The organism is Massilia aquatica (assembly GCF_011682045.1).
GTDB classification, from domain to species: Bacteria; Pseudomonadota; Gammaproteobacteria; order Burkholderiales; family Burkholderiaceae_D; genus Telluria_A; species Telluria_A aquatica.
In genome coordinates this window covers 23,328-34,254 of sequence record NZ_VVIW01000041.1, presented here as the reverse complement: position 1 = coordinate 34,254, position 10,927 = coordinate 23,328, and the positions used below count along the sequence as shown (strand labels likewise).

Below are 10,927 nucleotides of genomic sequence, written 5' to 3'. Positions count from 1 at the left end.
CGTTGATAGGTCAGGTGTGGAAGTGCAGTAATGCATTAAGCTAACTGATACTAATTGCCCGTACGGCTTGTCCCTATAACCTTAGCAGGTGCAGAGATAAGAAATGCGCGTTGTGTTTTGTGCGATACGCACGATCACTACCCAGGTAATACAAAATAAAACAATACTTCTTCCAGATTCAAGGTACTGCTGCCCAGTTGGGAGCAACTACCTGTACAAGTTATGCCTGATGACCATAGTAAATCGGTACCACCCCTTCCCATCCCGAACAGGACCGTGAAACGATTTTACGCCGATGATAGTGCTGCAACCAGTGTGAAAGTAGGTCATCGTCAGGCTAGTTATAAGAAGAAAACCCCGCAGAAATGTGGGGTTTTTTTTCGTTCGCGTTTCCGTTTTCAGACCGCCGGAAAGCGTTCATTGATACCGCGCGAATCGGCACATGGTATTCGCGCGGTCACAGCCGGTTACTGCGGCTTGTACGTCACTTTCAAGGTGTAGCTCGACGCCGTATAACCATTGAGCAGCACATACACATCGCCATTGGCCGTCATGCTGACCGTGCAGTTTTCGGTGCTGGTCGAGCCATCCGATTTGCAGGTGTAGCTGGTGGTGGTCGGCACCGAGGTTTTACGCACGTACAGATCGGTATCGCCCGTTCCGGTGGTTGACGACACTACCGTTCCAATAGCCGCCTTGAACGGACCGAAGGTTTTCTTCTGGCCCGAGGTCAGGCTGCCGGTAAAGGTTTCGGTTTTGTCGGTACCGCCCGGTGGCGCTGCGCCATCGCTGCCCAGTTCAATCGCGAACGAGGCCGCCAGGCGCGCGAATTTGAGCGAGTGATTGGCCTGCCCGCCCGAATTGGCAAACGTATCGTTGACCGTATGGATATATGGATTATCCTGACTGAACGACGCTTCGAAAGGCATCGACGCGTAATATCCCTGCGCCGTCCACGAGGCATGATCCGAGCAGCCATATCCGCACTTGTCGTAGCCGATGGTGAGGGTTGGCTGGTAGGTGGTGATCAGATTGCCGACGAAGGTGTTCTGCGCACTGTCGGTATAATCGGTATAGATATAAATATCATTGGCCGAGCCTTTGTAGTTGGTCATGTCGAGCTGCATGACGCCCACCACATTCACATTATTTGCCTTAAAGTTCTGGGCAATCGCTTGCGAACCGCGCAGGCCCACTTCCTCGGCCGCATAACCAATCATCTTGATGGTGCGCCGCGGCTTGTAGCCGTTGGCAATCATCGAGCGCAGCACTTCGGTCATGCTGGCAATGCCGGACGCATCGTCGTCGGCGCCAGGGGCACGCGAAGTTTCGCCGGTATTGCCGATCGTGGAATCGAGATGGCCGCCGAGCACAATCACCTCGGACGGATTATCGGTTCCAGTAATGGTCAATATCACCGATTTCTGGTTGTAGCCCGTATGCGTAAATTGCGTTACCGCGATATCGGCGCGGCCGGTCGCCATGCCGGCCCACTTCTGCTTGAGCCAGTTGGATGCGTCGGAGCCGCCCGTGGTCGTATAAAAGCGGTTGGTGAACGAGGACAGTTCGGTAATCGTTGTGCCGATATTACTGGCCTGCATTTGCGACAGCACCGGCGTCACCAGCGCCTGGTTGTCGATCGTATAGCTCGGCCGGGCCAGCGCGGCCAGGGTCGCTGCGCTCGGAGGCGAGGCCAGCTTGGCCAGCACGCGCTTGCCCTCGGCTTCGGTCTCGTGATACATGTACCCGCCGCAACGCTTGAGCTCGTGGTGGATCGATTCGTTCAGCTTCAGCATTTCTTCTTCGTTCACCTGCACCAGGTGAACCCTCTCCGCAGCGACGAGCCCGGCCTGGTCATTGGTCCTCACAACCTGACTCTGGCGCGCAATCGCTTGGGGCGCAACTTTCTGCAAATGGGTGTAGGCGGTGTCGCCCACCGTGATCCAGCCTTTGCCGGGGGTGGCGGCGCCGGCACTGGTGGTCGCCAGCAGCCCGGAAATCAGGACCGCAAGCAGGGCAGGCATCGCACGACGCTGGAATTGGTGCACTTGGTTCTCCATCGGATTTTCCTTTTTTATAGATGGGCGTTGTAGCCCATTTGTCGAGCGATGGCGTGACTTGTGGGTCAAACGGCGCTCATCCAAAAACAATGCAGCCGAAATGGCTGTACCGGTCGGATGCCTGAACTGCTTAATGGTTGTACATACTATGCAAAAAATATTATCACGCGGAAGTACCGCACAAACTGGATTGTGGGAATTTGTTCACAGTAAATCTATATATAAATCAATGACTTACGGCAAGTTTGTATCCGTTGAGCATGAGCCGTTAAGGCGTGGAACTGCCGAGCTCAATGACAAAGGCGGCGGCCAGGCGTGCGAACTTGAGCGCGTGCACGGCTTGCCCGCCTGAGCTGGCGAAAGTGTCGTTCTTGCTGTGGATATGCGGATTGGCTTGCGCTAGCGAGGACTCGAAGGGCATCGAGGCCGGGTAGCCTTCTGCGTGCCAGGAGGCATGGTCCGAGCAGGCATAGCCGCAGGAATCGCTGCCGACGGACAAACCGGGCAAATATGCTGCGATCAATTTACGCAGGAATGTATTCTGGTCGGCACTGCTGTAATCGTTCAGGAGATAGATATCCTTCTCCGCACCCTTGTAGTTAATCATGTCCAGCTGCAACACCCCGACCACCTGGATGCCGGCCTGGCGGAACGCGCGCGCCAATTCTTGCGAGCCGCGCAGGCCCACTTCCTCCGCCGCGTAAGCGATCAGCTTGATGGTGCGGCGCGGCCGGTAGTTGCTCTCGCTGATCACGCGCAGCACTTCGCTCAGGCCGGCCACGCCGGACGCGTCGTCATCGGCGCCGGGCGCCTGCGCCGATCCGGTTGCGTCCATGGCGTTGATCGAATCGAGATGGGCGCCGATCACGACCACTTCGTCGGCCAGATCGGTGCCGGCGATGGTGGCGATCACCGATCCCTGCGGAAAGCCTGTGTGGGCAAAGGTTTCGACCAGCACCCCGCCGTGGCGTGCGCCGGTGGCGGCCCAGCCCTGGCGCAGCCACTCGGACGCGCGCGCGCCATGCGTACTGGTATAAAAGCGGTCGGGAAAGGCGGACAGTCCGGCGATCGTGCGGGCGATCTGTTTGGCGTTCATGCCCACCAGCAAGGGCGTGACCTTTGCCTGGTTGGCGATCACGTAGCTCGGCCGCACCAGCCCGGCCAAGGGCGCCGCCGCGCCCTGCGCCAGGCTGCGTCGCGCACTGGCCTGGTCGGCATGCAGCATGAAGCCGCCGCAATGGCCCAGCTTTTGATGCAGCAGGCGCGCTACTTGGCTGAGTTCGCTGGACGGCACTTCCACCAGCACCACCGGGGCCGTGTTGGGAGCCGCATCCAGGCGCGCGGCCGGCATCGACGGTTTCAACAGGCGGTAAGCCGCCGCGTCCACGGTCAGCCAGCTGCTCTGCGCTAGCACAGGTGGACTCGCCGCCAACAGCATTGCCAGGATCAGTATCCGCATCGCAAAGCCTCCTCCTGCTCGATGGAAAAAGCTTACTGCGCTTGCTTAGTAAAAGTTCATTACAAACGCGATATGATTGATTTTAGTCAAACGCCTATGTCATCCGGTGGTCACGCACGCTCAGTACACTCTTGCGTTTTTGAACGACATCCGAAATGAGGCCTGCATGAAGTTTCTCCCGCAACTTTCCCTGATCGCCGCTGCGGTTGCCATGGCTCTCGCCGGCTGCGGCGGCAGCAGCGACACCGTGCACACCACGCCTGCTGCGCAAACCGGTGTCTTCCTCGACGCCGCCGTCGAAGGACTCGACTACGTTGCCGGCACCGGTGCGCGCGCCACGACCAATGCCAAAGGCGAGTTCTCCTGTATAGTCGGCGAAACAGTTGCCTTCAGCATTGGCGGGATGGCATTAGGCAGTGCGAGCTGCGGCACGCTGTTGACGCCGCTATCGCTTTCGGGAGTAAGCAAGGTGACCGACCCCAAGGTAGTGAACCGCTTGCTGGCCCTGCAATTGCTCGACGAGGATAACGACCCGTCCAACGGCATCAAGCTCGGTGCCGACGCAAAAGCTGCGCTGGCCGGCAAGAATCTCGACTTCAATGCGGCCGCGCCCGCCTTTAACAGCGCGCTGGCGGGTCATCTGGCCGGCAGCGCCTACGGCGAACGCCGCATCGACGACGACCGTCGCATGCTGGCACGCGAACATTTCGAAGATACCCTCGCTGGGACCGTCGGCACGCCCGCAGTCGAGCAATTCACCCAGTCCACGCCGCTGGGCACCGTCGCCACCAGCGTGACGCGCTACCAGGTGCGGGCGGCAACGAATTTCCACGTCCCGTACGAAGGCGCCAACGCCGCCGTGAAGGCGGAGTTTCCGCAAGGCTTCCTGCCCTCCTACGGTTCCGGACTCGCATTCAAGGGCAAGAACGCCAACGGCGACCTTGAATTCTACGGCCTGACCGACCGCGGCCCGAATGGCGACGGCCCCAACCTGCCCGCGCTCGACGGCAAAGGCACGATGGGCAGCAAGATTTTCCCTTCGCCCAGCTTTACGCCGTCGATCGGCGTATTCACAATCGGCAAGAACGGCGCCACCCTGAGTTCCAGCCTGCCGATCAAGGCAGCGCCCGGCGTAAACGCATCCGGTTTGCCGGTCCCGGCCGGATCGCTCGGCAACTCGGCCGAAATCCCGGTATTTGATGCGATGAGGTTCGATCCAACCGGCAAGGCCGTGTTCAACGCCGGCGGCATCGACAGCGAAGCGATCGCCGTCGACCAGCGCCGCAATGCCCTCTGGGTCAGCGACGAGTACGGCCCGTTTTTGGCGCGCATTGACGCCACCAGCGGCGTCATCCAGGCCAAATATGCACCCGGCAACGGCTTGCCCGTCATTCTCGCCAAGCGCCGCGCCAACCGCGGCATGGAAGGCATGACGCTCGACACGGCCAGCGACAAGATCCACGCTTTCCTGCAAAGCCCGCTCAGCGACGGCACGGCGGCCTACGCCGTGACCGGCAAGAATGAACAGGTGGAACGCTTCGCCCGCTTTACGCGCTGGATCGAATTCGACCCTGTCACCGGCGCGACCACCCGCATGTTCGCCTATCCGCTCGACGGCAAGGATTACGCGGACGGGCGCACCGGCAACGCCAAGCTGGGCGACATGGTCGCGCTGGGCAAGGGCAAATTCATTGTCATCGAGCAGGGCGCCGGCGCCAATGGCAAGGTGTTCAACAGCTTGATGCTGGTCCAGATCGGCGAGGCCAGCAACATCCTCGCATCAGGTTTCAATCCGGACACGTCCGACCTGGAAAAAAGCAGCATGAGCGGCAGCGCAGTCAACGGCGCCAGCTGGGCCGGCGTGGTGCCGCTGAAAAAGACCTTGCTGCTGGACCTGAACGCGATCGGCTGGCTGGCCGAAAAAGCCGAAGGCCTGGCCCTGGTCGACGGGATGACCCTGGCGCTTACCAACGACAACGACTTCGGCATGGTCACCCGCGTCACCGGGCCGGATGGCAAGACCGTGGCTGAGGCCGATGTCACCAAATGCAACGTCAACGCCGCCGGCGGCATCATTGCCGCCAACGGTGCCGGCTGCGTTGAAGCCAACCAGATCCGCGTCGGCCGTGGCGCCGACAAGGAACGCCCAAGCCGCCTGTGGCTGATCAAGTTCGACAAAGCCCTGTCGTCCTACTGATCCACCAAAGCAAAACGGCGCCCGATTCGCATCGGGCGCCGTTCAGCAAGTCTGCACTGCAGCTGTCATCAGAAAGCGCGCGATACCTTCAGTACCAGGAAGTTTACGCCGCTGTTGGGCTTCTTGTAGCCGCCGTTCGAGAAGTGTTGAATCTTCATGCCCACATCCCATTGATTGGCGAATACATAGCCGGCGCCCAGGTGGTCGCCGAACTGGAACGCGGTCGACAGCCGGTTCGAATCGTTGTCATAGCGCTTCGACAGCAAGTTCAGGCCGATGCCCGCCTCGCCATACCAGCCGGTCATATCGTCCGCCTGGAAACGGAACACCGGTGTAAATCCGATATTCGTGATGTTCTGGTGTTGGCCATCCACGTTTTGATACGCATTGCCGCGCCATTGGGCGATCGAGGCGTCCCAGTAACCGCTGATGTGGGTGCCGTTCGATTGGAACCAGCGCTGGCTCCAGTCTTTTTGCACGCCGAAGCGGACCATCTGGACCTTGGCGCCGCCGCCGACTTCCAGCGAGGCGTTATCGATAACTTTGTCGGACGCGAACGCGCACGGGGCTGCGGCCATCACCGCAAGCGCTGCCAGCGAGGCACTCAGCTTCATGTTTAACAGGGACATATTTAGGGCTTTCTTAGATAGTCACGCTAATTCATAATGATTAACGTATCCACTATTGTACCGGCGAAGCGGAAAGCTCGCCTTGGATCACGCGTGCGCGCATTTTATTAAAATGACATTCTCAAACCATCATCCACTTCCATCCCGGGAGGCCGCCCTGACTACCCCTACCATCGCGTTTCTCGGCATCGGCCTGATGGGCCATCCGATGGCTGTCCGCCTTGCCGGCGCCGGCTATACGGTACGCGCCTGGAACCGTTCTCCCGATAAGGCCGAGGCCTTGCGCCCGGCCGGTGTTCAGCCCTGCGAGGAGATCGAGGCAGCCGTATGCGCGGCCGGAATCGTCATCTCCATGCTTGCGTCCGGCACCGTGGTGGGGGAGGTGATCGACGCCGCGCTGCCCAGTCTGCTCCCCGGCGCCCTGTGGATCGACATGAGTTCCACCCAGCATGGCGAAGCGCTGGCCTTCCATGCGCGCCTGGCTGCCCATCAAGTCCGCTTTCTCGATGCACCTGTGTCGGGTGGCGTTGCAGGTGCGCAAGCGGGCAGCCTGGCGATCATGGCCGGCGGTGCGCCTGACGACTTTGCCAGCGCCGAGCCGGTGCTACGCGCCATGGGACGGCCGACCCTGGTCGGCCCCGCCGGCAGTGGACAGGTGGCCAAATTGTGCAATCAGTTGATCGTTGGGGGCACGCTGAACATCGTGGCCGAGGCGCTGTTGCTGGCCCAGGCCGCCGGCGCCGATCCGGCCGCCGTGCGCAGCGCGATTCGGGGAGGATTTGCGGAAAGCCGCATCCTGGAGCTGCACGGCCAGCGCATGCTGGACCGCAATTTCATTCCCGGCGGCCAAGTCACGAGCCAGCTCAAGGATTTGCAGAACGTGCTGGTGGCCGCCGCCGATGCCGGGCTGGTGTTGCCGGTCACGTCGGTCGTTACCGCCAATTACCGCAGCATTGCCGACGACCTTCCGCGTGCGGACCACGCCGCCGCCCTGCTGGCGCTGGAAAAAATGAATCCCGGCCAGCGCCTGGGTACGGCGCCGGACCAGTTGCCGCCGATGTAAGCGCCAACCCGGCTTGAGTCCGGCCCACCGTCGCCCCCGCGCAGGCGCGCGCAGGCGGGGCCAAAGTGGTCAGGCTCAGTCGCCGGCTTGAACTGCCAGCTGCATCTCCGCCAGCCGCACCCAGTAACTTGCGCCGATCGGCAACAGATGATCGTTGAAGTCGTAGCTGGCATTGTGCAACTGGCACGGCCCCAGCCCATGACCACCGGCCCGGTGATCGCCCTCGCCATTGCCGATGAACACATAACACCCCGGCTTTTCCTGCAGCATGAAGGCAAAATCCTCCGCGCCCATGGTCGGTTCGGTGTCGGCGTTGACCTTGTCGGCCCCCACCACAGCCGTCATCGCCTCGACCGCAAACGCCGTTTCGCGCGCATGATTGACCAGCGGCGGATAGTTACGCTTGAACTGGAAGTCGACCGTGGCATTGAATCCCGCCGCGCAATGCCGGGCAATCTCGCCCATGCGCTGCTCGATCAGGTCCAGCACCGGCGTGGTAAACGTGCGCACGGTGCCGATCAGCACCGCTTCGTCGGGAATCACATTGGTGGCGCTGCCGGCATGGATTTGCGTGATCGACAACACCGCCGTATCGAGCGGACTTTTCTCGCGTGAAATGATGGTTTGCCACGACTGGGCGATCTGCACCGCCACCATGACCGGATCGACGCCGCGGTGCGGCTGGGCCGCATGGCAACCCTTGCCCTTGACCACCACGCGGAACTCGTTGCTGGACGCCATCATCGGCCCCGCTACGACGCCAAAGGTGCCCATCGGCATGCCCGGCCAGTTGTGCATGCCGTACACGGCATCCATGGGAAACTGGTCGAACAGGCCGTCCTGCATCATGCGCCGCGCACCGCCGCCGCCTTCTTCCGCCGGCTGGAAAATCAGGTACACGGTGCCGTCGAAATTGCGGTGTTTTGACAGATGATGCGCCGCCCCAAGCAGCATGGCCGTATGGCCGTCGTGGCCGCAGGCGTGCATCTTGCCCGGATGGCGCGAAGCATGCTCGAAACTGTTGATTTCTTGCATAGGCAAGGCATCCATGTCGGCCCGCAGCCCGATGGCGCGCTTCGACGTGCCGTTCTGGATGATGCCCACCACGCCCGTCAGGCCCAGCCCGCGCACGATGGGAATGCCCCACTCGGTCAGGCGGGCGGCGACGACGTCGGCGGTGCGCACTTCTTCGTAACACAATTCCGGATGCGCATGCAGGTCGCGCCGGATTTGCTCCAGCGCACTCTGGAAGGCGATAATCGGTTCAACAAGGTTCATATCATTCTCCACTCATGCGGGAATGTTAACCCATTTGTGGCAGTTTTGTAGTCCTTCTGGGCATCAGGCTGCCAGAGCGAAGCTGCTTCTCATCAACAGTCGCGGAATCGTATAAAGTAAGGGTTTCAACACCTGTTTCCCTGGATCTTGCAATGACCACCACTCAAGTGAGGGCCACCTGCCCGCACGACTGTCCCGATACCTGCGCCCTGCTCATCACCGTGGAAGACGGCGTTGCCACCGAAGTCAAAGGCGACCCCGACCATCCGACCACGGCCGGCGTGCTGTGCACCAAGGTCTCGCGCTATGCCGAACGCACCTACCACGCCGAGCGCCTGCTGCATCCCATGCGCCGCGTGGGCAACAAGGGCGAGGGCAAGTTCGAACGGATCAGCTGGGACGAGGCGATCGACACCATTGCCAGCCGGTTAACAGAGATCGCCGCGCGCGCCCCGCAAGCCATCCTGCCCTACAGCTACGCCGGCACCATGGGCCTGGTGCAGGGCGAGTCGATGTCGGCGCGCTTTTTCCACCACATCGGCGCGTCCTTGCTCGACCGCACCATTTGCGCCACGGCCGGCTTTACCGGCTACAAATACACCATCGGCGCCACCATCGGCACCGATGTCGAGCAGTTCCAGGATGCCAAACTGATCATCATCTGGGGCGGCAACCCGATCGCCTCCAACCTGCATTTCTGGATGCGCGCCCAGGAAGCCAAGCGCAAGGGCGCGCGCCTGATCGCGATCGACCCGTATCGTTCCCTGACGGCCGAAAAATGCCACCAGCACATTGCCCTGCTGCCCGGCACGGATACCGCGCTGGCGCTGGGCCTCATGCACGTGCTGATCCGCGACAAGCTGATCGACGACGATTACATCGCCAGGTACACCCTGGGCTACGAGCAACTCAAAGAGCGCGCGGCCGAATGGCCGCCCGAGCGCGTCGCCGAGACCTGCGGCATTTCCGCCGAAGAAGTCGACAACCTGGCGCGCGAATACGGCGAAACGGCGCGGCGCGGCGAACCGGTGGCGATCCGCACCAATTACGGTGTGCAACGTGTGCGCGGTGGCGGCATGGCCGTACGCAACATCACCTGCCTGCCGGCGCTGGTGGGCGCCTGGCGCCATGCGGCCGGCGGGGTGCAGCTGTCGTCCTCGGGCTCGTTCCCGACCAACAAGCAAAAGCTGCAACGTCCGGACTTGCTCAAGCAGCCGGTACGCACCATCAACATGACCACCATCGGCGACGACTTGCTGCGCGACACATCCGCCGGGTTCGGCCCGAAAATCGAAGCCGTGATTGTGTACAACGCCAACCCGCTGGCGATCGCTCCGGATTCCGGCAAGGTCATGCGCGGCTTTGCGCGCGACGACCTGTTCACCGTCGTGCTCGAACATTTCCAGACCGACAGCGCCGACTACGCCGACATCTTGCTGCCCGCCACCACGCAGCTGGAACACGTGGACGCCCACAGCACTTACGGCCACCTGTACATGATGGCCAACAACGCCGCCATCGCGCCGCTCGGCGAAGCCAAGCCCAACACCGAAATCTTCCGCCTGCTGGCCGCGCGCATGGGATTCGATGATCCCTGCTTCCAGGAAACCGACGACCAGATCGCCGCGCAATCGTTCGACGCCAGCCATCCGCGCGCGATTCATTTTGATTGGGAATCGCTCAAGCGCAAGGGCTGGCAAAAGCTGGCGATGCCGGCCGCGCCGTTCGCCGAAGGCGGTTTCCCCACGCCATCGGGGAAGTGCGAATTCTATTCAGCCAGCATGCTGGCCGACGGCCTCGACCCGCTGCCGGCGCATATTCCGCCTTACGAATCGGTGGCCAGCAATCCGGCGCTGGCGGCAAAATATCCGCTGGCCATGATTTCCCCACCGGCGCGCAATTTCCTCAACTCGACGTTTGTGAACGTGACCAGCCTGCGCGCGACCGAAGGCGAACCGCGGCTCGACATCCATCCCGACGACAGCGCCGCGCGCGGCATCGAGCATGGCCAGATGGTGCGCATTTTCAACGACCGCGGCTCGTTCGTGGCCAAGGCCCGGGTCACGCCGAAAGCGCGCGCCGGGCTGGTGGTGGGCCTGTCGGTATGGTGGAAGAAACTGGCGAGCGACGGCAAGAATGCCAATGAAGTGACCAGCCAGCGCCTGACCGACATGGGCCGCGCGCCGACGTTTTACGATACCTTGGTCCAGGTGGAAAAAGCCTAAAACCCAAAGGGGGTGC

7 protein-coding genes and 2 rRNA genes are annotated in these 10,927 nt (G+C 61.6%); 5 read left to right on the top strand and 4 right to left on the bottom strand.

What is annotated here, in order from left to right; translation table 11 throughout:
- Both F1609_RS32665 and rrf read left to right on the top strand, forming a co-directional pair.
- A 23S ribosomal RNA gene (locus F1609_RS32665) occupies positions 1-75 on the top strand; the annotation flags it as partial.
- A gap of 150 nt (positions 76-225) precedes the next feature.
- Positions 226-338 (top strand): 5S ribosomal RNA (rrf, locus tag F1609_RS32660).
- 129 nt (positions 339-467) lie between these two features.
- Here the strand turns inward: rrf and F1609_RS32655 are convergent.
- Positions 468-2,060 (bottom strand): M20/M25/M40 family metallo-hydrolase, encoded by a 1,593-nt coding sequence (locus F1609_RS32655; protein ID WP_167081884.1) that lies wholly within the window; start codon positions 2,058-2,060, stop codon positions 468-470.
- Between the two features lie 268 nt (positions 2,061-2,328).
- Positions 2,329-3,519: a M20/M25/M40 family metallo-hydrolase gene (locus tag F1609_RS32650; protein WP_229422180.1), complete on the bottom strand. Its 1,191-nt coding sequence runs from the start codon at positions 3,517-3,519 to the stop codon at positions 2,329-2,331.
- A gap of 166 nt (positions 3,520-3,685) precedes the next feature.
- On the opposite strand from F1609_RS32650, the gene F1609_RS32645 reads away from it, so the two are divergent.
- Complete coding sequence (locus F1609_RS32645) at positions 3,686-5,716, top strand: esterase-like activity of phytase family protein (protein WP_167081882.1); 2,031 nt, start codon at positions 3,686-3,688, stop codon at positions 5,714-5,716.
- Between the two features lie 68 nt (positions 5,717-5,784).
- Here F1609_RS32645 and F1609_RS32640 read toward each other — a convergent pair whose 3' ends face one another.
- Positions 5,785-6,345 (bottom strand): acyloxyacyl hydrolase, encoded by a 561-nt coding sequence (locus F1609_RS32640; RefSeq protein ID WP_167081880.1) that lies wholly within the window; start codon positions 6,343-6,345, stop codon positions 5,785-5,787.
- A 112-nt stretch (positions 6,346-6,457) separates the two neighbouring features.
- On the opposite strand from F1609_RS32640, the gene F1609_RS32635 reads away from it, so the two are divergent.
- Positions 6,458-7,408: an NAD(P)-dependent oxidoreductase gene (locus F1609_RS32635; RefSeq protein WP_167081878.1), complete on the top strand. Its 951-nt coding sequence runs from the start codon at positions 6,458-6,460 to the stop codon at positions 7,406-7,408.
- 75 nt (positions 7,409-7,483) lie between these two features.
- Here the strand turns inward: F1609_RS32635 and F1609_RS32630 are convergent, their stop codons facing one another.
- Positions 7,484-8,686: a M20 aminoacylase family protein gene (locus F1609_RS32630; RefSeq protein WP_167081876.1), complete on the bottom strand. Its 1,203-nt coding sequence runs from the start codon at positions 8,684-8,686 to the stop codon at positions 7,484-7,486.
- A gap of 152 nt (positions 8,687-8,838) precedes the next feature.
- Here F1609_RS32630 and F1609_RS32625 point away from each other — a divergent pair, with 152 nt between their 5' ends.
- Entirely contained in the window at positions 8,839-10,911 is a 2,073-nt protein-coding gene (locus F1609_RS32625; RefSeq protein ID WP_167081874.1) for a molybdopterin-containing oxidoreductase family protein, read from the top strand.
- Positions 10,912-10,927: the final 16 nt, after the last annotated feature.